The following is a 24655-nucleotide window of genomic DNA, read 5'->3' as shown; positions in this document are numbered from 1 at the left end:
TATTATGGATAACTTTTTCAATCACTATTATCGGGTTCCCTCCGCCCGCCATCCGCATTGGGATTATTCATGGTCCGGCTGGTATTTCGTGACTATTAATACCTCCAGGCGCGAACGATTTTTCGGGACGATTATGGACGGGCGCATGGTGTTGTCGAACATGGGGGAGATCGCGCAATTGATCTGGCATCTGATCCCCGGGCAATTCGGCCATGCGATTGTCGATGAATTCGTGGTGATGCCGGACCATATACATGGGATTGTGATTATTACCCATTCACCCGGTTCGCGGGTCTTTCTGCCATGGATTCCGTTAATACCGGTGGTATTACCGGTGTGTCCAATCCCATGCTGGCCGGTTGTTCAATACCGAAAATCATCCGCTGGTACAAAGGCCGGTGCACCCATGATATCCGCGCCGCCCATCCCCGATTCGCGTGGCAATCCCGTTTCCACGACCACATCATCCGCGACAATGCCGAACTGGAACGGATCAGGCGCTATATCCGGATGAACCCGGCGCGATGGACGAATAAAAATCGCTGACTGGTGGTGACGTGGGACCCGCGCTTATTAATGCGTTAGCGGCGGTGGTGGAATGCCGGTTGGCAGGGGGCGCCGAGACGCGATGAATCGCGTCTTTACTGTTAGCGGTTTTCATGGGAGAACCGTATATGTATTATGGATAACCTTTCCAATCACTATTACGGCGTGCGCCCGGCGAAAAGACCGGACGGGGACTATTTCTGGCCCGGCGGCCACCTGGTTAGCATCGAGACCAGTGAGCGCAGATCGTTTTTTGGGAAAATCGAACAGGGGACAATAGTGCTTTCGGACCTGGGGAGGATCGTCAAATCGATATGGAATTCCATCCCCCCGCAATTCGGCCATGCGGCCGTCGACGCGTGCGCGGTGCTGCCGGACCGGGTGCAGGGGATAGTTTTCCTGAATGATTTTCCGGGACCGCATCGCCGACGCGGGGCCGTAAGGAAGCAAGACGAGCCCGATCCGCTGGTTCTGGAATCATCCCTGCCCGCGATCGTCCGCTGGTACAAGGGCCGCTGTACCGTCGCCATCCATGCCGCCGGGCACTTCTCGTTCGAATGGCAATCGCGCTACCATGACCATGTCATTCGAGACACCGCCGAACTGGAACGGGTCCGGATGCATATGCGGGATTGCCCATTCCCGTGAAATCGTCGGGTCCGCCCGTAGAGACGCGATTAATCGCGTCTCTACGGGCGGACCCGACGGCGCCGATTGCGGGAACAATGCCAAAATTCGCCTGGCAAACCGAAAAAATCGATTGCCTTGACATGCATATGTGTACAATATATTGTACGCGTATAGCGAGGCCCCCCATGAACGCCGTTAACTATTCCGAATTACGCAAACGCCTGAAAGCATACCTGCGCAAGGTGTACGAGGATCACGAGCCTCTAATCATCACGCGCAAGAACAATGAAAACGTCGTGCTGGTTTCAGTAGAAGACTATAATTCCCTGGTCGAGACGAATTACCTTCTGTCGAACGAGGCGAACGCGAAAAGGCTCCTGAAGTCTCTAGAAAGCTCCAGGAAGGGGAAAACCATCCGGAAGGACCTGGTGAGCGGATGAACATCCTTTTCACGGAGGAATCGTGGGCGGACTACCTGTACTGGCAAAAAACGGATAAAATAATACTTAAAAGGATCAACCTCCTTATTCAGGACATTCTGCGCGAGCCCTTCGACGGCAAAGGCAAACCGGAACCGCTCAAATTCCAGCTCCAGGGCTGCTGGTCAAGGCGCATCGACCAGGAGCACCGGCTTGTGTATGAGATCGTGAAGGATGAGCTTAGGATTATTTTATGCCGATATCATTACAGGTAGGAACCGCATCGTAACGGCGCCATCTGTAACAAACCCAATTGGAACTGCATCGGCGCGTTGATGATGATATGCGCCCACATTTAACATAGCAAGAATTGACTGACTCGAGATACAAGTTTAAAGAAAGGAATCGCTAAGTTAATTTTTATTCTGGGTTTGCTTTTCAATGGTAAACAATATATATCAACATGGTAGTTGTATTACGATAGATGGGACTGAGTTTATTTTCATCAGTGGGGGGACTTTTGCCATGGGTTCCCATGAAAATGAAGGCAATATAGATGAGCATCCGCAACATATTGTGAATATAGCCCCTTTTTTTATTAGCAAGAATCCAACAACACAACTTTTATATTACACAATAATGAATGAAAATCCTTCCCTATTTAAAATGAACTCAAATTGTCCTGTTGAAAATACGTCATGGTTGGATGCGATGAGATTTTGTAATCGATATTCAGATAAATATTCCATAAAGGCGCGTCTTCCTTTTGAATGCGAATGGGAATATTCTTGCAAGGCCGGAACAAATTCTAAATACTTTTGGGGTAATTGTGATGATCCAAACATAATTGATAAATATGTTTGGTATGGAAAAAACTCAAATAACCAAACACAAGCAGTAGGGCATAAATTACCTAACTCCTGGGGTATCTATGATATGTGTGGGAATGTTTGGGAGTGGTGTATGGACTGGTATGATGAAAAATATTATTCAATCTCTCCGGAAGATAATCCCAAAGGCCCTACTACAGGAAAATATAAAGTAATGCGTGGTGGATCATGGAGCACAAGTATTTGTGTCCGGTCGGCTTTTCGAACATGGGGGGAAATAAATCAAATAGATAATACAGAAGGATTTCGTATCGTAATTGAACTTTAACTTATAGGTACTTTGTCATACTGTTTATTATCTATTTGAAATAATTAATCTTGACTAAATCTGGTTCGCGTAGAACTCTTAGTCAATTCACTATAAATGGGGGTACTTGGATGACTGGTCAAATTAATGGAAACGTAGAGTATAAGAAAAACGATTTTATCGATTTTATTGTATCAATTTCAAAGAATGAAATTGAGGAAAGCTATAAGAATATTAAAAAACTTGAAAGCCTAACTAAAGAAGGCGATGCACAAAAGCTATGCGATTGGTTTTCTGAGTTGGGATATGTCGTTAAAATTGAAGATTGTGAGAGGCTCATTAAATCGGGAGAATCCATCGGCAATTATAAAGACGTATTGCGTTTCAATGGTGGGTATTAATCACCAGATTTTAGAAGGTAACTTTTTTCATTTTTCATTGAAGCCACATCCCTCCCCATGGAGCGCGGTTGGTTGTGCCCTTGGTGAGGTGGTTTGGTATTATTCTGTTGTGAGCGTAATTCTGACGAACGCAATTCAACACGAAATTGCTGGAATTTCCATAAAACACTCCTTATTATCACCACGCCACGTTAAAAAGCCAAAAATTAATCATTTGACTTATTACAAAAACATGATCCAGTGTAAGTGATGAAATTCATGAAATAATTAAATATGTAACTGAGGGGAGGAAAACATGAAAGGATTTTTAGATTTCGTACTAGATGCAGGGAAAAAGGAAAAAGTCGACATGATAGCGGAATTCAAGAAGGCAGTCGAGAAAAGAAATGTGAAAGTGCTTCAGGAATGGTTTTCCGCCAATGGCTACAATGCTATATTGGATCATGAATGTGAATTGATTATTGCCCATGCTGATGATCTTCCCACATTTAAAGCAAATATTACATCGGACAGCTACTAAGGATTGGCAGCCATGTTTTCTTATTGAACTTTAAACATGTGAGAATTATAAATTTATTGTGCGCCTTTGCGAAAAGGACTTTTGTCCTCCTTTTCTTTTTATTAGTTGTGATGGCCGGATTTCGTTCATCCGGCCATACTGATTCCTCGATTTATGATGCCCCCGGTATAATTCATGTTTCTGATAAAAACGCCATATATGAATTCACAGATCGCTGGTTTTTCTTGCCGAAGGACATTCTGGAAGATAAAGAACCATCATTAGAAAACGGCGAATGGGACATGCTAAGTCTCTATACGTCATGGGAAAATCAGGGCCACGAATTTTATCATGGCACCTCATGGTACTTTAAAAAACTAGTTATAGACGAAGTCGGAAATTATGGTTTGTCCCTTCCATTTCATTATAGGGGTTTGCAACTATATTGTAATGGTCAAATTATTCATGAAACAAGGCCGTTTGAAGCCGGCGGAATAAATCCGGAAATCGTTGGTAAATCTGAAGTTGTGTTGTTGCCTGTTTCATTTCAAAAAAAAGGCGTTAATATAGTAGCAATTAGAACTGGTATTCTCAACGGAAACTCCGGATTTCAGCGTTATGTGAAATTTGGCCCCTATAAAGTATTGCAGCGTGAATGGTTTATCAATTTTATCTGGTATTGTTTCCTTGCAGCAATCGATTTGTTTTTGTTTGTTTATTTCCTCCTTTACTATAACTATAGAAAAGGGGATTTATATTACTTGGTCTTTTCGCTCTTGGCGTTATCAATTGGGCTTTTCATTCTTGGTTATAAAGGAATCGCTCTTTGGATTTTCGATTCTCAACAAGTATATGTCTTGTTAACATATGGTATTGGAATTCTTATCCCGCCATTATTGATTTTATTCATCCATGTGTTTCTTAAACAATCACTTTTTAGAATAACATATATTATACTTAGTTTCTACGCCTTTTTATTGCTTTTTCTTTTCGCCGATTGCATATATTTTTCAAGTCCTTCGAATTATATCAAGTATTTCTATGAACCATTTATTCAGAGCATAGGCTTGGTATTGGTTTATGGGCTATGGATTTCCTTCCGTAGTAAAAGATTAGGCAAAGCCTACTCCATGCGGATTTTAACCGGAATGTTGGTTCTGGCTATTTGTTCTTTACTTAGCATGTTTCATTTCCTGAATGTATTTATCTTTACCCGCGATTATACCGCAGAAGGATTTTTTTTCATGGTTCTCGTCTTCGCTTCCGTCCTCGCCTCCCGCTTCGCCCAGGTCCACACAGAACTCGAATCCGCCCATGGTGAGCTCCTGGTCGTCGATAAGATGAAGGACGATTTCCTCGCCACGACCTCTCACGAGCTGCGCACGCCACTTCACGGGATTATAGGCCTCTCGGAGGTCATGGAGCGCGACAAGAAGGCGCCACTGCCGGCGAAGCATCGCGAGAACGTGGGCCTTATCAAGAGGAGCGCGGAGCGGCTCGCGGGGCTCGTGAACGAGATCCTCGATTTCAGCAAGCTCCAGGCGGGGAAGGTCGACCTCTTTATCGAGGAGATCCGCCTCCCCGAGCATATCGCGGGCCTCGTCTCGCTCGCGCAGGGCCTCGTGGGTGAAAAGCCGCTGCGCCTCACACACGCGGTCCCGGAGGACCTCCCCTCCATAGTGGGCGACAAGCATCGCTTCGAGCAAATCATGCTGAACCTCATAGGGAACGCCATCAAGTTCACCCCGGAAGGCGAGGTCGAGGTGAGCGCGCGCACGGACAACGGCGGCGTCCTCGTCTCGGTGCGCGACACGGGGCCGGGCATCCGGAAGGAGGACCTGAACCAGATATGGAGCGCCTACAAGCAGGTGGAGGACCCGTCCACGCGCCACTATGAGGGGGCGGGCCTGGGGCTTCCCATCACGAAACGGCTCGTGGAACTGCACGGGGGAAGGGTGTGGGCCGATAGCACCTTAGGTAAAGGAAGCGTGTTCCACGTGTGGCTCCCCGCCCAGCCACCACAGGGAATCGCCGGCGTCTCCCGAACCCAGCTCGCGCGCGCCGATATACTCCCGCCCGTCATGATAGAGGAGCCCATCCCCGAGGTACGCGTGGAGCTGCGCGAGGCGGGGCGCCACCGCCCCGGCTATATCCTCGCGGTGGACGACGATCCCGTGAATCTGAAAATCGTTGCCGACATACTCGGCTCGGAGGAGTACGAGGTGCGTACCGCCGCGAGCGGCCCGGAGGCGGTGGAGCACGTCGCGCGGGAGATCCCGGCGCTCGTGATCCTTGACATCATGCTGCCGGGGATGAGCGGCTACGAGGTCGCCTTCCGCATCCGCACGGACAACCCGGTGCGGTTCATCCCCATCATCATGGTGAGCGCGCGGGCACAGTTGAACGACCTGGTGCAGGGCTTCATCTTCGGGGGAAACGACTACATCACCAAGCCCTACAACGCGAAAGAGCTCCTGGTGCGGGTGGAGAACCAGCTCGCGATCGGCTACATCTTCCAGATGGAGGACCGGGTGAAGTCGCACCTGTCGGCGAAGACGACAGATCTGGAAATTTCGCTTTTAGAGCGCACCGCGACGCTGAACGAGGCGATCACGAAGATGAGCGACTGGGAGAAGCTCCTCATGGAGGACCTGAACCTGGCGCGCCTGTTCGTGGGGAAGATGATGATGAAGCGCATCGACTCGCAGGAGCGCCTGGAGACGGCTATCCACTACGACCCACTCTACACGATAGGGGGCGACATCTACGACATCTACGAGCACGCCCCGGGGCGCATACGCATCCTCATCATCGACGCGACGGGGCACGGGGTGAACGCCTCGTTCAACTGCATCTCGATCCTCACCGAGTACGACCTCATCCGCCGCACGGACCTTTCGCCCGGGGAGGTCTTCACCTTCCTGAACGAGCGGCTCTGTAGCAAGTTCCAGCATTCGCGGGTGTACTTCACGGGCAGCATCACGGATGTCGATCTTAACGCCGGGGAGGTGACGGCGAGCTCGGCGGGTCATCCCGAGCAGTACGTACATGTGCCGGGGAAGGGCGTTATCCACCTCAAGCCGCACGGGGCGATCTGCGGGATAAACCGCACCCTCGCGTTCGACGAGAGCCGGGCGGATTTCCCCCCGGGCGCCACGCTCTTTCTCTACACGGACGGTATACTCGAAAACTTTTCGTTTGCGCAGCGCGGCGAGGAGCGGAGGAAGCCGGCGATCGACGATGACAAGCGTCTCGTCCAGGCCTTCGGGGAGAATGTCGAGTGCGAGGACCTGGAGGAGTGCCTGAGAAACGTGCTCGTCCGCATGAAGGGAACGAAGTACGCGAAGAACCGCATGAGCGACGACGACATCACCATGGTCGCAATGAGGCGGCGGACATAAAAACGCGCCGGGATAGCGTAAAAATCATGCGGCAATAAACGTAGAGACGTCCCGCCGGGACGTCTCTACGTTTATTGCCGTATTTCGCATTACGGACGCGGCCGTTAACCCCACAACGTTTGAATTAGTTCGTCCTTTGATATCTGGAAATGAGAGGCGATATCCTTTAATATTGAATTCAGGGTCCCGATTTTTATCGGATCATGAGACGGGATAGTGATATGGTGTTCACCTTTCTGTGCGGTCGAAAGCCTGATATGACTCCCTGATTGACGGGTAATCGTATAGCCAAATGCGGATAATCGTTTTACAAGGGATTCCCCGCTTTCATCTCGGGGAATTTTCAAAGGGCAATGGCCTCCTCCCGTACATAGTGAAGTTTTATCACCTGCGGAGCCATTCCCGGTTCGAAATGACATTTTATCGCGTCGATAATATTGGCTTTAAGCGTTTCGATGTCCTCCCCCTGGGTGTAAATGGATTGCCCAAGGGCGCGTGCTTCGAACCCGCCGTCCAGGGATTCTTCGATGTAGAATATAATCTCGTTCATCATGATGGACATAGAATAACGATCAATCCCGCGGGTGTCAAATAAATATCACCCCTACCGTTTTGGCGGATACCCCGTAATTTCCCGGATATCGTCGTATAACGGCTTCATCCGGTCGTAGAGCCTTGTGTACACACGCTCGTACAGCGCGCGGTAGATGTCGCGGTTTTTCGCGATGGGCTCGAACACCTTGCCTATGCGGGTCATGTGCGCAACGGCAGTCTTGAAGTCGGGGTGGATCTTTAGGCCCACGGCGGCGTCGATCGCCGCGCCCAGCGCGGAGGTCTCGTAGGTGTGAGGCCTTTCCGCCGGGAGGTCGAAAATATCGGCGGTGAGCTGCATGGCGACCTCGCTCTGGGAGCCCCCGCCCGACACGCGCAGCCTCTCGATCTTCACGCCGTTGCGCTTCTCGGTCCGCTGCATGCCTTCCTTGAGGGCGTACGCGAGGCCTTCGAGGATCGCGCGATAAATGTGTACCCGTGTATGCACGTCGCCAAACCCGATCACCGCGCCCTTCGCCTCGGGCCCCGGCACCTTGAGCCCGGGAGACCAGTAGGGCTGGAGGACGAGCCCCATCGAGCCGGGGGGTATATCGGCGACCAGCTTGTCGAAAAGCGCCTCGGGGGAAATTTTTTTCTTCTTCGCGATGAGCTCCTCGCGCATACCGAACTCCCGCTTGAACCAGCTCACCATCCAGAAGCCGCGGTAGATCATCACCTCGGTGTTGTAGGCACCCGGCACCGCGCTCGGGTAGGGCGGGATAAAGGGTACGATCTCGACGTACTTGGAGTTGGTGGTTTCGACGGTCGCGGTGGTGCCGTAGGAGAGGCACGCGATCTCCGGCGAGAGGCAGCCGGATCCCAGGACCTCGCAGGCCTTGTCGGCCGCGGCGGCGATAAGCGGGAGCCCCAGGGGAAGCCCGGTCGCGGCGGCTGCCTTCTTCGACACGGTGCCCAGCGTCTCGGACGGGTGCACCAGGTCGGGGAGGATGTCCCTGTCCATGGGAAACATATTCCACTTCAAATCCGAGGGCTTCGCCCATTCAAAATTCTTGTAATCGAAGGGTACGTATCCCACGATGTTTCCCGTCGAGTCGCGGTATTCGCCGGTGAGCCTGTGGATGAGAAATCCTGACAGGAACAGGAATTTGCGGGTTTTTTCCCAGATCTCCGGCTGGTTCTGACGGATCCAGTTCGCCTCGCAGTCCGTGATGCCCGCATCCACGACCTCGCCGATCTTGATCGCCGAAAGTGCCATCTTTAAGAGGGGATTGGGCCACGATTCCTTCTGCGCGCGCCGCTGGTCCAGCCACACGATCGCAGGGCGCAGCACCTTTCCATTTTCGTCGAGGTTGATCATGGTGCAGCGCTGTGTGGTGATGGTCGCGCCGCGTATCGCCGACACCTTCGCGCGGTTGCGCGCGATGAGCTTTTTGCAGGTGAGGCAGAGGGTCTTCCAGTAATACTCGGGGTCCTGTTCGGCCCATCCCGGCTGCGCGGAAAAATAGGGTTCGATAGGCGTCTTGACGATATCGTGCTCCTTCCCGCTCGGGTCGATCAGGATTGCGCGAATCGACTGGGTGCCGACGTCTATGGAGAGTATGTATTCGGTCGTGGCTTTTTTTCCTGCGGCTTTCATGGCTTCCTCCGGGACGGGCATGCTTGCGGCGGCGCGGGCACGTACTCACGCACCGTATATCAGACCCCTGTATTCGTCATTCATTTTTTGCCCATGCGTGCCGGGACTTGGGAAAAAGCGCGGCCCGTGCTGCCCGGTGCTGGCCATTAATGTATTGACATAGGGCTCGCCGGACGATATTTCTCGAAATTAGTTTTACTGGAAGAGGATGGGATCCGGTGGTCTCCGCGGTCTTCAAAACCGTAGGCTGCAATTTATTGCAGCGGCAGGTTCGATTCCTGCCCCTTCCGCATCGAGGTGCCATGGAAACGTCCGAAGCCTTCAGGAACATCCCCCAGGTGGAGCGCGTGATCGATCGCGAGGACGTGCGCGCGTGGGTGCCCGTCCTGGGACGCGAGATCGTGGTGGGGGTGGTGCGCGAGGAGATCACGCGCTACCGGGCCGGCCTCCGCGAAAATCCCGGGTTGCCCGCGGGGGATATCTACGCGGCCGTAGTGGAACGCTGCGCGGCGCGCAGCCGCGAGAAGCTGCAACGAGTGATCAACGGCACGGGGGTGATCCTGCACACCAACCTGGGACGCGCGCCCCTTTCGCGCGAGGTGCTCGACCGGCTGGCCGCGGAGCTTTCGGGCTACTGCAACCTGGAGTACTACCTCCCGGAAAAAAAACGCGGCAAGCGCGGCGGCTTCGCCGAGGAGCTTATCGCGCACCTCACCGGCGCGCAGGACGCGCTTATCGTCAACAACAACGCATCGAGCGTATACCTTCTGCTGCGCCGGTTCGGGGCGGGACGCGAGGTCATCGTCTCGCGGGGCGAGCTCATCCAGATAGGGGGCGGCTTCCGCATCCCCGACATCATGCGCGAAACGGGGGCCCGGCTCGTGGAGGTGGGCACCACCAACATCACCGAGCTCGAGGACTACCGCGCCGCGATCGGGGACGATACGGCCATGCTGTTTTCGGCCCATCAGTCCAATTTCAGGATACGGGGATTTTCCAGCATTCCTTCCATTAAGGAATTATCGACCCTCAAGCGCGAGGGGATTCTCCTGGTGCGCGACCTGGGGAGCGGGAACCTCGTCTTCGACGACAGGCTTCCTGCGAGCTTCGAACCCACCGTGGCCTACGAGATGAGCCAGGGCGCCGATCTCGTGTGCTTCAGCGGGGACAAGCTCCTGGGCGGATGCCAGGCGGGCTTCATCGTGGGGCGCGCCGATCTCATCGCGAAGCTGCGCACGCATCCGCTCATGCGCATGCTCAGGGTCGACAAGGTGACGTATTTCATACTTCAAGAGACGCTCATCGCCCACATGAACGGAGAACACGCGAAGGTTCCCGCCTGGGACGCCATATTTCAGGACGCGCACGAGCTCGACCGGAAAATCGCACGCTTCATGAAGCTGTTGAAATCACCCGCCAAAAAAACGTGCATCCGCAAATCGCCGCTCTCGAGCGCCTTTGGCGGAGGTTCGCTTCCCACGATGGTGCTGCGCAGCGAGGGCGTGCGCATCGAGATCCCCGGCATGAGCGCCGAGTCGGTCTCGGACGCGCTGGTCGCGCTCACGCCGCCGGTGATCGGCTATATCGACGAGGGCGTGTTCACCCTGGATTTCCGCACGCTGTTTCCCGCCGACATCCCCGACCTCGCCGCGGGGGTCGATTCCATCCTGCCCCGCGACGGCGCATAATGTACATCGTCGGCACCTCCGGGCACATCGACCACGGCAAGACGAGCCTCATCCGCGCGCTCACCGGCATAGACTGCGACCGGCTCCCCGAGGAAAAGGCGCGCGAGATGACCATCGACATAGGCTTCGCGCAGATCGAGTACCCGAAGTTCGGGACCGTGAGCGTGATCGACGTGCCGGGTCACGAGCGCTTCATCCGCAACATGGTTGCCGGCGCCTGGGGGGTGGACCTCGCGATCCTCGTGGTCGCCGTGGACGACGGCTGGATGCCCCAGACCGAGGACCATTTCCGCGTGCTCTCGCTCCTGGGCGTGGAGCGCATGGTGGTCGCCCTCAACAAGATCGACGCCGCCGACCCGGAGATGATCGCCTTCGTCCAGGCCGAGGTGGAAGAGAAGCTCGCGGGTACGCGTTATGCGGGATCGGACATCGTGAAGGTCTCCTCGAAGACGTGCGAGGGCGTGGCGGACCTGAAGGAGGTGATCCTGAAAAACCTCCGCAAGCTCCCCCGCGCGGCTAACGCCGACAGGCCCTACCTGTACGTGGATCGCGTCTTCGCCTCAAAGGGCTTCGGGACGGTGGTCACCGGCACCCTTAAAAACGGCGTCTTCCGCGAAAACGACGAGCTCACCCTGCTCCCCGGCGCGCGCCCGGTCCGCGTTAAAAAGATCGAAAGCCATTACCACGAGATGCAGGAGGGCGTCCCCTCCCAGCGCACCGCCCTGAATCTCACGGGCGTTTCGACCGAGGAGGTGGGGCGCGGTCATGTCGTAGTGCGCCAAAATTTCTTCGCGGAATCGGGGGAGATCCTCGCGCGCATCGAGCTCCTGGAAAAGCGCCGCGCGGTGAAAAACAACATGGGGATCGAGGTGCTTATCGGCACCACGACCGTGAAGGGACGGCTTATCCTCGCCGATGCGCCCCCGGAGGGAGCCGGGGTGTTTCCGGCGCGCGTCAAGTTCGACGAGCCCTGGTACTTCTATCCCGGCCAGCCGTTCATTCTTACGAATCCCGGGGGATTCAGGATAATCGGCGGCGGATCGGTCGTGCTGACCGGCGCGGGAGACGCGTCCGACCGCAAGCGGGTGAAAGGACTGCTTCCCCTGCTGGGCGCATTTTCTAGGGAGGAGACCGCGTATTTCATCATCGCCGCGGCGAGGTCCATGCCGCGCGCCGCGTTTCTCCGCATGTTTCCCGACAGCGAGAAGCACCTCGCGACCCTCGCCGATACGCTCATCGCCTCCGGGAAGGTGCTCGCGCTCGACGGACTTCTGGTGGACGCCGTTTTCGCGGAGGAGGCGCTGGCCGCGATTGTCCAGGCCGTGGGGGCGACCGTGGGACCCAACCTCCAGGAGATTGCCGGGCGCGTCAGGATAGGCGAGGAGATTTGCCGGGCGCTCATGCCGCGCGTCATGGAGCGGCACAGCATGGTGGAGAAGGACGGCCGCTACTTTGCCGGCGACGCGATCACCGCCGATACGCTCTCCCCCGAACGCACGCGCGCCCTCGAGCAGGCGCGCGCCCGCGGCGCGGAGGGCGTGGAGCTTGACCGCCTGCCCGCCGAGGCGGAAAAAAAACAGGTGAGGGAGCTGGTGCGGCTCGGTTTTCTCGTGAGCCTTGACGGAAATATCGTGCTCCATCGCGCCGTGTACGACGAACTCAAGGGGCGCGTCATGAAGCTCTTCGAGGGACGGGACAAGATCACCATACCGGAAGCCAAGGAGGCCACCGGATTTTCGCGGAAGTATATCATACCCTTCCTGAACCGCATGGAGACCGAGGGGCTCCTGAAGCGCATCGGGGACTTCCGGATGAAGGCGTAATTAATATTGACTCGCCCGGCGCGCTCCTGCTAATATGGATTGGACCGTACATTAAACCTCACTGGGGAAGCTCTATGGGACTTTTCGGACCGAATATTGACACGCTGATCGAAAGCGGGGACACGGACGGGTTATTGAAATGTCTCTCGCACCGGAAGGCCGACGTACGCTTGCAGTCATTCCTGGCGCTGGCGAAGAGTCCCGACGAAAGGGTGCTCGTCGAAATAAGAAAGCTGCTTAAAGACAAGGATCCCAAGGTTCGGGCCATCGCGACCCTCAAGTTCGGCGAGCTGGGCGAGCCCGGAATAGTCGAAAATCTGAAAAACGTCATCGTATCGGGTTCCCAGCGCGACAAGATCGAGGCGCTCCGCATCCTCGCGGGGCGCGGGCGCACGGACGACCTCGAGATATCAAAAATAATGTACCTGGCGCTGTGCGACAAGAAGCCCATGGTGAAGATCGAGGCGATCAAGACCATGGGCGCGATCAGGGACAAGTATTCGGTGGTGCACCTCGTGGAACAGCTCGACGACGCGAGCTACCAGATTCGCCTGCAATCGGCGAAATCGCTGGGGGAGATAGGCGAGGACGCCGCCACGTCGCCCCTCATAGGCGCCCTCGTTGACAATCACTCGGAGGTCCGCAAGGGGGCCCAGGACGCGCTCAGGAAAATCGCCACCGCCCGCGCCATGAACGCGCTCAATGACGCGCCCTTCATGCTGCTCGTCAAGCGCATGACCGAGGGTGAATTCACACGACGGGAAACCCTGCGGCAGATAGGCCAGCTCAAAATTAAGGAAGGCGTTCCGCTCGTAAAGAAAGCCTGCCTCGACGAGTACAAAAATGTACGCATCGAGGCGGTGCGCGCGGTCGGCCTTCTCAGGGAGAAGTCGGCCGTCGAGATGGTCAAAAAGCTTCTGGACGATCCGTACTTCGACGTCCGTATCGAGGTCGTGAAGGCGCTCGAAAAGCTCTTCGATCCGGCGTCGCTTGCCGGGATCGAGAAGGCGCTCCATGACAAGAATCACAATGTGCGCGACGAGGCCAAGGCGGCCTATTATTCCCTCAAGTCGCGCCTCGACAAGGTCACCTCGCCCTCCGGCAATTAGGTCCCGGCTGCGATGTTCCTCGGCTTCGACATAGGAAACACCAACACCGTGATGGGTATCTACCGGGAGGGCGTCCCCTCTCCCGTGGAAACGTACAGGTTTCGGACCCGGCGCGATCTCACGCGGGATGAAATAGGGGCTCTCGCGACCTCGTTCGTGCACAATTTCAGCGAGAAAAACGGCGTTGTTGACGCTGTACGCGGCTTGGCCATCGCGAGCGTCGTCCCCGAGGTCAACAGGCGCTTCAACGAGATGGCGGGACGCTATTTCTCACTCTCCCTGTATGAAATCAATCACCTTTCCCGGACCCCCCTTTCGCTGGCCTATGACGATCCCTCGACGCTCGGTGTGGATCGGATCGTGAACGCGGTCGCCGCACACCGGGAATATCCCGGCGATAAAATAATAATCGATATCGGAACCGCGGCGACTGTGTGCGTGCTGCATGCCGACGGCCGATTCGACGGCGGCCTCATTGCCCCGGGGATCGGGGTGACCGTCGATGCGCTCGCCGCAAAGACCTCGCAGTTGGCGAAGGTGGACTTTAAAAAGCCGGATAAGCTTATTGCAACAGATACCAGGGACGCGATTACCTCGGGGTTTTTTTACGGGTGGCTCTCGATGATCGAAGGCCTGATCGCCAGGATCGAGGCGCAGTACGGGAAACCATTCACCCCGGTGCTCACCGGGGGCTATGCGGCGCCCCTCTCACCGGAACTGACCCTAAAGCACGAATTCGATCCGCTGCTGACCATGAAAGGCATTTTTTACGTATACTCGATGAATCGCTGATCACGGGCTCCCCCGCGATATACCGACCTTTTATTGCACCACTACGTGCCCGGGCCGGAATGCCCTGGCACCCCCTCCTGAGCTGAATAAAATGATTTCGATTTTTACCGAATAAAGAAATTGCAAATTTTTGGGTCAAAATGGGCCATAAGTGAACATTTTGCAAATATATTATACATAAATTATAGTATTTGTAATGGATTTATGAAAACTTCGTTATGTTGACAAGCCCAGTTATTCACAAAGTTATCCACATTATCCACAAACGGGTTTGAAAATTACATTAATTTACTAAATTAATTTCTCTGAAAGTGTCGAGCAACGTCAAAAAATTGCCAATGAAAGAAATTAATTTCGATCCGCGACGGATGTTCATTCTAAGTTCTCGAAATACCAGGAGTTATAATTGTTTTTATTATTCGCCAGGCGGGAACGCCGAACGCCTCGCAATAGATTCCGCATTATGCGGGCCGTATGCACAGTAGCCATGGATTGTTGAACTGATGGCGTTTGTGAATAAGGAGAGGGGCGAATGAAAAATAACCATTTAGCGGAAAACGTAGTGCAATGAATGGAAATAAATACGGGGACATGGATTACAAAATTTATATGGACAAAAATTAATTTTCTTGTCTGGCAACATTCCCGGCCGCTGCCGCGCGAACCATGACGGCGGAATCGTTATTATATACAGGAAAATGGCTTGCAAAGCCGGGCGATTCACATATTTTCTGCGGTAATCCCTCATTTTTTTTTGCCGTATTTTCGGAAAACTATCACTACTATGAGAAGTACGGAGCCTGAATGAGCAATTATGAAAAATATTCGCGATTTATCGTTCGATCGGTAGATCATATCTTTAAAAACTTCCTGAACGACGCGAGCGTCGAGGAGGTTTACGAATCCCAGGCCTCTACTCCCCATGCCTCGAGCGTCGCGATCGAGATCGAGGGCACCCTCAAGGGGGAGCTGGTATTCAATATTCCGATGAAAACCCTCGACCTGATTACAAAAAGGATGATCCCCGATCTGACGCCGCGTACCATCAAGAAGCATCATCCCGATGTCGCGGGCGAGATCGCCAACCTGATATCGGGCACCTTTGCCAACCAGCTCCAGTTCCTGAGGCACAACGTGAGGCTTTCAGCGCCGGAATTCGGCGAGGATCCCATCGCCCTGAAGGCCTTCTATGAGAATATCAACCTTTCATTTAAAACCTCTTACGGCGGATTTGATGTCGATTTATATTATAAGGAAGAAGACTAATCCTTTATCCGAATGCGTCCCGATGCGGGCATTGAAAACAGTCATGGAAACAGGTGAAAATCCCGTGCCTGTGATCCCCGGGTTCCGATAATGCCATTTCACGGACGGTTCCCATCCGCGGGAGCTCATGAATCTGCTGCGGACATGCCGCAAATAACGTGCGGAAATATATTCGAGCGAACGGATGTGCGCCGATACAACAGGAATCCCGTGTGGCGCCGTCACTGGTTTGAGATGCTGCGGTAAAATTTGAACAACTGTGGAGATACTGGAGGCCTGCGCATGGATGCGGTTGACGAGTCGAGGGCGGAACTGGACAGGACGTATGCGCGCTGCTACAAGGCATACGCGGCACCCCTCAGGCGCTTCGTGGCGGGGCTGGTGCATGACGAATATGCCGCCGAAGAAATTGTCCAGGACACCTTTATGAAGCTCTACGAAAAAAAGGTCGCGCTTGACGAATCGCGGCCTACCCTGAGGAGCTTTCTCTATATCGTGGCGCGCCACCGATCGCTCGACTACCTCGCGAAATGCCGGAGGGAAGACCGGGTGAGGACGCACGCCGCTTTCGACGAGGCGATCATGGATGACCGCTTCTACCGGGACCTGGCGGACGCCGTGATCGAGGGCGAGGTAATCTCCACCCTGCACGATACCCTTAATTCCATCCCGGAAAAAAAGCGCGAGATTTTCATCCGCAGAGCTATGCTTGACATGAAGTTGAATCAGGTAATGAAGGACCTCGATGTCTCAACCTATACCATTAAAAAAGTGGAACACGAGGTACGTCTCAGGATCCGCGATTCGCTCTCGCGGTATTATGCGGGCGGCTGAGCACGGATTGCCACTACACGCATCACGGCGGTACAATGAAACGCGATGAAAATGAAATCCTTATGCCGGTGGAACGCGCGCTCGCGCTCATCCTCGAAACGATCCGGCCGTTGCCCGTGGAACCGTGCGGACTCGCGGCTCTCGCGGGAAGGGTGATTGCCGAGGATATAATCTCCACCATGGATATTCCCATGGTCGACAACTCTGCAATGGACGGGTACGCCGTGCGCACGGGTGACGTTGCCGGGGCCGGCCGGCGCGATCCGGTGGGGCTTGATGTCATTGGCGAACTCCAGGCGGGAGCGGCGATGGCAGGACTGTTGGTGGAGCCGGGCCGCGCGGTGAGAATTATGACCGGGGCCCCCATCCCGCCCGGCGCGGACGCCGTGGTGCGTTTCGAGGATACGGAGGAGCGAGGAGAGCGGGTCTCCATCTTTGTCCCTGTTGTAAAAGGAGAAAACATTCGCCGGGCCGGCGAGGATTTACGCGCGGGTGCCGTCGTTCTTGGCAAGGGCGCACGCATTCTATCCGCCGATATCGGTCTCCTCGCCTCGATTAACGTCCGTGAGGCGCGCGTGTATCGAAGACCCACCGTCGCGGTGATCTCCACCGGCGACGAGGTCGTGGAGCCGGGTCCCGATCTCCTCCCGGGCCAGGTGAGAAACAGCAATGCCTATACCCTCGTTTCAGAAATCGCCCGGTACGGGTGCGAGCCGCGCTACCTGGGTATCGTGCGCGATTCCCTGGAGGCGACCCGCCTGCTGCTCGGCGAGGCCATGGGGTGCAACGTGATTGTCACCACCGGCGGAGTTTCCATGGGCCGGTACGACTTTGTAAAGGACGCGATCGCCGCTCTTGGGGTCGAGATACTGATACAGAATATCCGGATGAAGCCGGGGAAACCCTGCGTGTTCGGTACGAAGGGACCGCTCCTTTTTTTCGGTCTCCCGGGGAATCCTGTCTCAACCATGGTGTCGTTCATACAATTCGTTCGTCCGGCCCTGTTCAAGCTCATGGGGGCGGCGCGCCTGGCGAAACCGGTGGTGCATGCCGTGGCCCGGGACGATATCGTGAAAAAACCCGGACGCGTGCATTTCATCCGCGGGCTTTTCACGGTCCGTGACGGGGAGTTTTACGTCTCTACCACGGGTCCCCAAGGATCGGGTATCCTCCGTTCAATGAGCGCGGCGAACTGCCTCATCGTGCTTCCCGCGGAAACCGAAAGGGTTCGCGCGGGCGAACGTGTTCTCATCCAGCTCATCCAGCACGAGGAGATCTGATGGCGCGGAAGGGAATCCTCCTCTACTCCGGGGGCCTCGACAGCCTGCTGGCTGGAAAAGTCCTGCTCGAACAGGGGATCGAGATCGCGAGCGTCCAGTTTATCAGCCCCTTTAAGCCTCTTGACGACGATCCTTCCCTGAGCGCGGCCGCGCGCCACGCGAGGAATATCGGGCTCCCTCTTCGCTTCGTGCGATGCGGCCGCGAGTACATGGACATGGTAAAAAACCCCCTGCACGGTTACGGCAAGAACATGAATCCCTGCATCGATTGCAAGATCCACTTCCTGCGCGAGGCGAAAAAGATGATGGAGGCCCAGGGGGCATCATTCGTGGCGACGGGCGAGGTGGTAGGCCAGAGGCCCATGTCGCAGATGCGCCACATGCTGAACCACATCGAAAAAGAGAGCGGCCTGGAGGGAAACCTCCTGAGGCCGCTTTCGGCGAAGCTTATGAAAGAGACGAACGCCGAAAAGAGCGGGATAGTCGACAGGACCTCCCTCCTGGCGATAAACGGCCGTTCACGGGGTGCGCAGATGGAACTTGCCGCCCGTTACGGTATTGCCGAATACGGCGCGCCCGCGGGCGGCTGCCTTCTCACCGACGCTCCCATCGCCCGCCGCGTCAAAGACCTGTTCCGGTTTGTTCCCGGCTTTTCCATGACCGACGTATATCTGCTGGCCGTCGGCAGGCATTTCCGACTCCGGGAAAATCTTAAAATCATCGTCGGGAGGAGCGAAGTCGAAAACCGGGAACTTGAAAAATACAGGCACGAAGCGGACTGCTTCGCGGTCCCGGAGTTCAAGGGCCCCGCACTCTACGCACGGGGGGGATTTACGGGGAATGATCTTGAAACCCTCGCCGGGATGTGCGCCCGGTACGGCAAACCGGAACCGGAAAACAACACGCTGCTCTGTACATTGGCCGACGGCACCGAGATAAAATGTCCCTGCCTGGAAAAAATCGACGACGATGTTCTCGATAAATTGAGGATATGACATGATCGTAAGAAAAAAAACCATTTCATTTATCGCCTCCGGCCGCGGCTCCAACTTCAAAGCGGTCGCCGAAAAAGTGATCGATGGTTCCATTCCGGGGAAACTGGGCATCCTCGTGACGGACAGGCGGGACGCCAAGGCCCTCGACCTCGCGAAGGAATTCGGTATGGACGCATATTGCATCAATCCGAAAGATTTTCCGGATCGGGGCGCGCACGAAGAGGAAATGATCCGCGTTTTAAAAAAACATAAGACGGACCTCGTGGTGGCAGCGGGATACATGAGACTTCTCACAACCAGATTTCTGAATGAGTTTAAAAACCGCATGATAAACATCCACCCGGCGCTTCTTCCTTCCTTCCCCGGGGTGCACGCACAGCAACAGGCGTTTGACTACGGTGTGAAAATTACAGGTTGCACTGCCCACTTTATCGACGAAGGGACCGATACGGGGCCCATCATCATGCAGGCGGCTGTTGCGATAAATCAAAACGATACGGCCGATTCCCTTGCGGCGCGAATACTACGCGAGGAGCACCGGATATTGCCGGAATCGGTTCGCCTGTTCTGCGCCGGCAAACTCAGGGTCAAGGGGAGAAAAGTTATCATTCTGCCCTAAAATGTGCTTGCTATTTCGATAAATCCGACTAAATTCAACTTTCAGGTCAGGCGTTCCCGAAATTTATCGGTGCCGCGAATCGCGAGAAGGAGGAGTGATGGGCTTCCTGTACATTCTAGCGGTGTACATGTTTTTCATGTTCTTTCTGCTCACCGTTAATTATTATATACACCTGCTTTCAAGTAAGGATCAGTATACTCGGGAAGAGCTTTCGAATATACTTCCTTACATTTCAGGATATCTCGCCATGCTGGGCGAGAAATACCACCAAACGGGTTTCATGCTTGCCCTGCTCCCGGCTTCCCTGGTCGGCCTTCTCATACCGCAAATTTCCGACCACTGGTTTTTTTCTTCTGCGATTCTGTTCGTCATCGCGTACCTTTTATTGCCGGTGCTCAAGGAACGCTTTGAGAGCACGCGCGTCATGGCTTCCGACAGCCATGCAGACGACATATTGAATTTCCTGGCGCGTCACGCGGGGGTACTTGTCATTGGGCTCGGCGGCGGCATGGGGAGTTCCCTCATGTATACGTGGGCCAGGGACAAGGAACTGGGGTTTCTCTGGTTTATTTTGAACCTGAGCGTGCTAATCGTGTTGATGGAATTTGCACTGGCGCGGGAATATAATGAACAATGAGGTGATTACTGCCGCCACTACTCGCATGTAAGTAAACATATAAAGCTTAATGTGTATAATTATGCGAGTTATCGCGACGGTAAAATTTTTGGATTTTTAAGTTGACGCCCCCCTGAATAGATAGTACCATTCATGCCAACGGTTATTACGAGATAAATATTTGCCGGATTTGTACTTTCTATCTCAACGGGGTGTATCCCCAAATAATTAAGGAGGAGTTTCTATGAAAAAGTTTCTTTTGGTTATGTTCGTTCTGCTGGTAGGCGTGGCCCTCATTTCCTGCGGCGATAAAGGCGGTATGGGCGGACAGGTCGAAGGCAAGACGATGAAGACTGAAGGATGGATCGGTAATGACGCTTTCCAGGTTGTTTCGACTGGTGTATCCAAGGAAGGTCTTACGAATAAAGATATGAAAATTGGTACCGCGAGCGAAGCCGCCCAGGCGATGGCTGAAAAGCGGGTTATTGAAAAATTTGTAGGCGCTCGACTCGAAGGTGCTGCCGGCGCTGCTGACTATGCCTCCACAGGCGTTGCCGTTGCGAAGGAATTCGGCGGAATGGTGAAGGGCGGTTCGATCATCAGCAAGACGATCGGCGCATGCGACGAAGGCGAAGCACGCTGCTCGGTTGAGCTCGTGTACAGGGTCGAGAAGAAGAATTTGAAGAAGGACGTTCAGGGCGGAGCAACGAAGTAGCCCCAATACATCCAACTTGGTAAATAAGCCGCGCATGGAATGCGCGGCTTATTTTTTTGGTGCGCCCGGCACGGGCGCTAAAATAAAAAGGGCATCGTTTCCGATGCCCTTTTTATTTTAATTTATAATTGCAACCCCGGCAACGCCCTACTCTCCCACACAGTTACCCATGCAGTACCATCGGCGATGAAGAGCTTAACTTCTGTGTTCGGAATGGGAACAGGTGTTTCCTCTTCTCTAAAGTCACCAGGGAATTTTTTCTCAGTGACTTGTGCACTACAACCCAGGGGGTCATCTTTGTCAATAAAAAAAATGAAAAAAATTCTCCGCGGACGGAATCGCGTTTTTTATCCGATTACAACCGGTCAAGTGGAATGCCATTCCTGACCGATACTGGAAGGGGGAGCATTATGACCGCAAGAATACTATTCGTCGCCCTATGTATATGCCTATTGTGCGGTGGTTTCCCCCGTACGGCACAGGCACAGGACGATTACAGGGTCTTACTGACCGACAAGAAATATTCCGAAGCTTTTGCGCTCATCCAGAAAAAGCTCAATGCGATCTATGACACCCGGATCGAATGGAAAAGGATCCCGACCGATTTCATTACCGCGAAGAGGCTCGAGGAAAAAGTAAACGTAAACGAGGAATTCAAGAAGAGAAGGGCAAGGGGATTTTTTATAGAGGAAAATGCCGAGCTTTCCGGGCTTCACCTGGACGCGGCACGCTGTCTTGTGGCGATGGAGGAATACCAGTCTTCATTAAATCATTATTACCAGTCCTTGAAATTTAAAACGGTAGAATATGAAAAGGACGATGTTATTTACCATGAGATTTCCGAGATTTACGGGAAACTCAACCAGTGGCGCGGACAGATCGACGCCCTTGAATCGGCGTATTCCCTGAACCCGAAAAAATTCGGCTATTCGCTCGAACTTGGAAAACTGTATTATCGGACAGCCGATAAAAAACGGGCTATATTCCACCTGGATCGATTTGTCGAGGCGGAACCGGGGGCCGGGTCCGAACCGTCGCTTTTTCTCATGCTCGCAAACCTGCATCAGGACACGGGAAAATTCCTGAAGGCAGTTGAATACTACAAAAAATATCTGGAAATAAAACCGGATGATGCGCAAATCCGGTTCGGGCTCGGGTATCTCGCCTTCGCGAACACGGGCGATTATTCCCTGGCGCGGCAGTCGCTGGAGAAGGCACTTACGCTGCTTCCCGCGGACGATCTCTATCGCAGATCCAAGGCGAACGAGTACCTGGCGGAAATGGCGATGAAGGACCTGGAATACGCGCGCGCGGCGGAGTTGTTTCTGAACACGGTGAAATTCCAGGACGAGATAAAGGCACTGCTCGGGAAGAAGGACCAGGAACTGGCGTCGTTCAATACCTCGCTGAAACAACTGCGCGGATCGCTTATGGAAGGCAAAAAGCCGGAGCTCTACCCGGAATACGAAATGAAGCTCGAAGAATTGGCCAGGCTGGAGCGGGACAGGAAACGCATATTCTATGAATATGAACGGCTGGGCGCCGGAAAATCGCGCTGGGGAATCGCCACAGCATTCGAGAGGCTTCGAAAATTCGATGAGGCCATCCGGTATTACAAGGAAGCCGTACTTTTCAATTACAACCCTGCCGAGGCCAGGGACCGCCTTCAAAAATTACAGTTGAAAATTAATCGCGGTTATTAAAGCATAGATTGATCTTAAAATGAGTTTGAGGGGAAAGGTATGTCAGGACATTCCAAATGGGCTACCATAAAGCGCAAGAAGGCCGCGACCGATTCGAAGCGGGGCGCATTGTTCACGAAAATAATCCGTGAGATCACCGTGGCGGCCAAGATGGGCGGCGACGACGTCAATTCGAATCCGCGCTTGAAAAACGCCCTGCAGAAAGCCAAGGAAAACAACATGCCCAGTGATACCGTGGAGCGCGGGATCAAAAAGGGCATGGGAACGCTCGAGGGGGTCGTCTACGAGGAGATTACATACGAGGGCTACGGACCCGGGGGCGTTGCCATCATGGTGGAGTGCCTCACCGACAACAAGAAACGCACGGCGCCGGAGCTCCGCACTATATTCTCAAAGAACGGCGGAAACCTCGGAGAATCGGGAAGCGTTTCGTACCTCTTCGAGCGCAAGGGTATGATTATCATCGAGGCGGGGCAGGCCAGCGAAGACGCCGTCATGGAGCTGGTACTTGAGTTGGGGGTCGAGGATGTAAGGAACGAGGACGGCACCATCGTGATCATCACGCCGCCCGCCGCATACCAGGAAGTGCTGGACATGGTGAACGGGAAAAGCTGGAAGCTGGTCATGAACGAAATTTCTCGCATTCCCAAGACCACCGTGCCGCTGGATGACAAGAAGGCCGAACAATGCCTTCGCCTTATCGAGGGCCTGGAGGACCAGGATGACGTGCAGCAGGTTTATTCCAATTATGAGATACCCGATGATGTCATGGCGCGCATCAGCGAGGCGAGGTAGGTGAGAGTCCTTGGTATCGATCCGGGATACGGGATTCTGGGATGGGCGGTAATCGAGGATTCGTTCAAGGCCCTCGCATACGGGGTGATCGAAACCTCCAAACAGGCGCACTTTGACGACAGGCTTCACGAGATACATACCGGCATGACGGTGATCATCAGGGAGTATGCACCCGAGACCGCGGCCATGGAAAAGCTTTTTCACGCCCGCAATACGACCACCTCCCTGGACGTGGCAAAGGCCATAGGCGTGGTAATTCTCACCCTGCGCATGCATGGATTAAGGTGTGCCGAATATTCCCCCCTCCAGGTAAAGTACGCCCTCACCGGGTACGGCCGCGCTTCGAAATCTCAGATGCAGGAGATGGTGCTTCGACTGTTCGGCATGAAGGAGATTCCCCGGCCCGACGACGCCGCGGACGCGCTCGCGATAGCGGCCTGCCATTCGATGGCCGGGAAGTCGCCGCAGCGGGCGCCGATACGCAAATCCTCCTGAGGAGAAGAAGGCGCGATGATTTCCAAGCTCAGGGGGAAAATTGACGAGTTGAAGCCCGCCGAGGTGGTGATCGATGCCGGCGGAGTCGGGTACCGGTGCAGCATCCCCTTTTCCACGTATGAAAAGCTGCGAGGCGATAGCGAGGCCGTCCTTCATATTTACACGCATCACCGCGAAGACCAGTTGCGGCTCTTCGGTTTCTATACCCAGACGGAAAAGAACCTGTTCATGATGCTGCTCGGCATACCGGGCATCGGCCCCGCCATGTCCCTCGCGATTCTTTCGGGCATCTCAATCGATGTCCTTGTCGGCGCGGTAAAGGCAAACAACCCCGGTGCGCTCATGCGCATCCCGGGGGTAGGCAAGGCCAAGGCGGAAAAGCTGATATTCGAACTGGCAAGGAAGGCGAAGAAAATCGAGGCCCTGACCCAGGACGTTTCCGCTCCTGTAACCGCCCGGAGCGAGGCGATAGAAGCGCTTGTTTCCCTGGGTTTTGATGACGCGCGCGCGTCGAAAGCGGTCGAGGCCGCCGTTAAAGAGAACCCTTCGGCCGATACGGAGCATGTGCTCAAGGCGGCTCTCAAACTGCTCGCCTGAATCTTTGAGCACACCCCGCCCATAGTTACCATGTATTAAAAATAATTAATAAATATTTTTCTTCTACTTAAATCATTGTATAAAAAAAATAATAATTGATTTTGCAT

Annotated in this window: 25 protein-coding genes, 1 rRNA gene and 1 pseudogene; 23 read left to right on the top strand and 4 right to left on the bottom strand. The window is 54.3% G+C overall.

What is annotated here, in order from left to right; all coding sequences use genetic code 11:
- Nucleotides 1-4: 4 nt before the first annotated feature.
- From EPN93_08515 to EPN93_08480, 8 genes and pseudogenes are all read left to right on the top strand, one after another.
- A pseudogene (locus EPN93_08515) lies at nt 5-546 on the top strand (hypothetical protein).
- A gap of 135 nt (nt 547-681) precedes the next feature.
- A complete protein-coding gene (locus tag EPN93_08510; protein ID TAL36455.1) occupies nt 682-1194 on the top strand; it encodes a hypothetical protein in 513 nt (170 codons plus the stop codon).
- 167 nt (nt 1195-1361) lie between these two features.
- A complete protein-coding gene (locus EPN93_08505; protein TAL36454.1) occupies nt 1362-1616 on the top strand; it encodes a type II toxin-antitoxin system prevent-host-death family antitoxin in 255 nt (84 codons plus the stop codon).
- Complete coding sequence (locus tag EPN93_08500; protein ID TAL36453.1) at nt 1613-1870, top strand: Txe/YoeB family addiction module toxin; 258 nt, start codon at nt 1613-1615, stop codon at nt 1868-1870. Before EPN93_08505 ends, EPN93_08500 begins: the two co-directional genes overlap by 4 nt.
- 166 nt (nt 1871-2036) lie before the next feature.
- Nucleotides 2037-2753: a formylglycine-generating enzyme family protein gene (locus EPN93_08495; protein ID TAL36452.1), complete on the top strand. Its 717-nt coding sequence runs from the start codon at nt 2037-2039 to the stop codon at nt 2751-2753.
- A 110-nt stretch (nt 2754-2863) separates the two neighbouring features.
- Entirely contained in the window at nt 2864-3133 is a 270-nt protein-coding gene (locus tag EPN93_08490; protein ID TAL36451.1) for a hypothetical protein, read from the top strand.
- Nucleotides 3134-3428: 295 nt separating this feature from the next.
- On the top strand, nt 3429-3653 hold the full coding sequence (locus tag EPN93_08485) for a hypothetical protein (protein ID TAL36450.1): 225 nt from the start codon (nt 3429-3431) through the stop codon (nt 3651-3653).
- Between the two features lie 110 nt (nt 3654-3763).
- A complete protein-coding gene (locus tag EPN93_08480; GenBank protein TAL36449.1) occupies nt 3764-7033 on the top strand; it encodes a response regulator in 3270 nt (1089 codons plus the stop codon).
- A 104-nt stretch (nt 7034-7137) separates the two neighbouring features.
- Here EPN93_08480 and EPN93_08475 read toward each other — a convergent pair whose 3' ends face one another.
- Genes EPN93_08475 through EPN93_08465 form a run of 3 tightly spaced genes read right to left on the bottom strand, consistent with a single transcriptional unit; the run spans nt 7138 to nt 9221 of the window.
- Nucleotides 7138-7380 carry a type II toxin-antitoxin system HicA family toxin gene (locus tag EPN93_08475; GenBank protein TAL36448.1) on the bottom strand — a complete coding sequence of 81 codons (243 nt, stop codon included), beginning with the start codon at nt 7378-7380 and terminating at the stop codon, nt 7138-7140.
- Nucleotides 7377-7583 carry a 2-oxoisovalerate dehydrogenase gene (locus EPN93_08470; protein ID TAL36477.1) on the bottom strand — a complete coding sequence of 69 codons (207 nt, stop codon included), beginning with the start codon at nt 7581-7583 and terminating at the stop codon, nt 7377-7379. The genes EPN93_08475 and EPN93_08470 overlap by 4 nt, the downstream gene beginning before the upstream one ends.
- Nucleotides 7584-7637: 54 nt before the next feature.
- Complete coding sequence (locus EPN93_08465) at nt 7638-9221, bottom strand: carbohydrate kinase (GenBank protein TAL36447.1); 1584 nt, start codon at nt 9219-9221, stop codon at nt 7638-7640.
- Between the two features lie 302 nt (nt 9222-9523).
- Between EPN93_08465 and EPN93_08460 the strand changes: the two genes are divergently transcribed.
- From EPN93_08460 to EPN93_08410, 11 genes are all read left to right on the top strand, one after another.
- On the top strand, nt 9524-10909 hold the full coding sequence (locus EPN93_08460; GenBank protein TAL36446.1) for an L-seryl-tRNA(Sec) selenium transferase: 1386 nt from the start codon (nt 9524-9526) through the stop codon (nt 10907-10909).
- Nucleotides 10909-12732, top strand: coding sequence for a selenocysteine-specific translation elongation factor (gene selB, locus EPN93_08455; GenBank protein ID TAL36445.1), 1824 nt, complete (start codon nt 10909-10911; stop codon nt 12730-12732). The genes EPN93_08460 and selB overlap by 1 nt, the downstream gene beginning before the upstream one ends.
- Before the next feature lie 74 nt (nt 12733-12806).
- Nucleotides 12807-13841, top strand: coding sequence for a HEAT repeat domain-containing protein (locus tag EPN93_08450; GenBank protein TAL36444.1), 1035 nt, complete (start codon nt 12807-12809; stop codon nt 13839-13841).
- 12 nt (nt 13842-13853) lie between these two features.
- Nucleotides 13854-14633: a type III pantothenate kinase gene (locus tag EPN93_08445; GenBank protein TAL36443.1), complete on the top strand. Its 780-nt coding sequence runs from the start codon at nt 13854-13856 to the stop codon at nt 14631-14633.
- 804 nt (nt 14634-15437) lie between these two features.
- Nucleotides 15438-15899: a hypothetical protein gene (locus EPN93_08440; protein TAL36442.1), complete on the top strand. Its 462-nt coding sequence runs from the start codon at nt 15438-15440 to the stop codon at nt 15897-15899.
- Nucleotides 15900-16181: 282 nt separating this feature from the next.
- Nucleotides 16182-16733: a sigma-70 family RNA polymerase sigma factor gene (locus EPN93_08435; protein TAL36441.1), complete on the top strand. Its 552-nt coding sequence runs from the start codon at nt 16182-16184 to the stop codon at nt 16731-16733.
- Between the two features lie 35 nt (nt 16734-16768).
- Nucleotides 16769-18013: a molybdopterin molybdenumtransferase MoeA gene (locus EPN93_08430; protein TAL36440.1), complete on the top strand. Its 1245-nt coding sequence runs from the start codon at nt 16769-16771 to the stop codon at nt 18011-18013.
- Entirely contained in the window at nt 18013-19008 is a 996-nt protein-coding gene (locus EPN93_08425; protein TAL36439.1) for a hypothetical protein, read from the top strand. Before EPN93_08430 ends, EPN93_08425 begins: the two co-directional genes overlap by 1 nt.
- Nucleotide 19009: 1 nt before the next feature.
- On the top strand, nt 19010-19627 hold the full coding sequence (locus tag EPN93_08420) for a phosphoribosylglycinamide formyltransferase (protein TAL36438.1): 618 nt from the start codon (nt 19010-19012) through the stop codon (nt 19625-19627).
- Between the two features lie 97 nt (nt 19628-19724).
- A complete protein-coding gene (locus EPN93_08415; protein ID TAL36437.1) occupies nt 19725-20264 on the top strand; it encodes a hypothetical protein in 540 nt (179 codons plus the stop codon).
- A 223-nt stretch (nt 20265-20487) separates the two neighbouring features.
- Nucleotides 20488-20958 (top strand): hypothetical protein, encoded by a 471-nt coding sequence (locus EPN93_08410; protein ID TAL36436.1) that lies wholly within the window; start codon nt 20488-20490, stop codon nt 20956-20958.
- Nucleotides 20959-21092: 134 nt separating this feature from the next.
- Here EPN93_08410 and rrf read toward each other — a convergent pair.
- A 5S ribosomal RNA gene (gene rrf, locus EPN93_08405) occupies nt 21093-21209 on the bottom strand.
- 123 nt (nt 21210-21332) lie between these two features.
- Between rrf and EPN93_08400 the strand changes: the two genes are divergently transcribed.
- Genes EPN93_08400 through ruvA form a run of 4 tightly spaced genes read left to right on the top strand, consistent with a single transcriptional unit; the run spans nt 21333 to nt 24548 of the window.
- The gene (locus EPN93_08400; protein ID TAL36435.1) at nt 21333-22661 is read left to right on the top strand and encodes a tetratricopeptide repeat protein; all 1329 of its coding nucleotides are present in this window, start codon (nt 21333-21335) and stop codon (nt 22659-22661) included.
- A gap of 39 nt (nt 22662-22700) precedes the next feature.
- Nucleotides 22701-23456, top strand: a complete 756-nt coding sequence (locus EPN93_08395; protein TAL36434.1) for a YebC/PmpR family DNA-binding transcriptional regulator — start codon at nt 22701-22703, stop codon at nt 23454-23456.
- The gene (ruvC, locus tag EPN93_08390; GenBank protein TAL36433.1) at nt 23457-23951 is read left to right on the top strand and encodes a crossover junction endodeoxyribonuclease RuvC; all 495 of its coding nucleotides are present in this window, start codon (nt 23457-23459) and stop codon (nt 23949-23951) included.
- Nucleotides 23952-23966: 15 nt separating this feature from the next.
- On the top strand, nt 23967-24548 hold the full coding sequence (gene ruvA / locus EPN93_08385; protein TAL36432.1) for a Holliday junction branch migration protein RuvA: 582 nt from the start codon (nt 23967-23969) through the stop codon (nt 24546-24548).
- Nucleotides 24549-24655 lie beyond the last annotated feature (107 nt).

It is taken from the genome of Spirochaetota bacterium, assembly GCA_004297825.1.
GTDB lineage: Bacteria > Spirochaetota > UBA4802 > UBA4802 > UBA5368 > FW300-bin19.
This window is presented reverse-complemented; position numbering and strand designations above follow the sequence as displayed.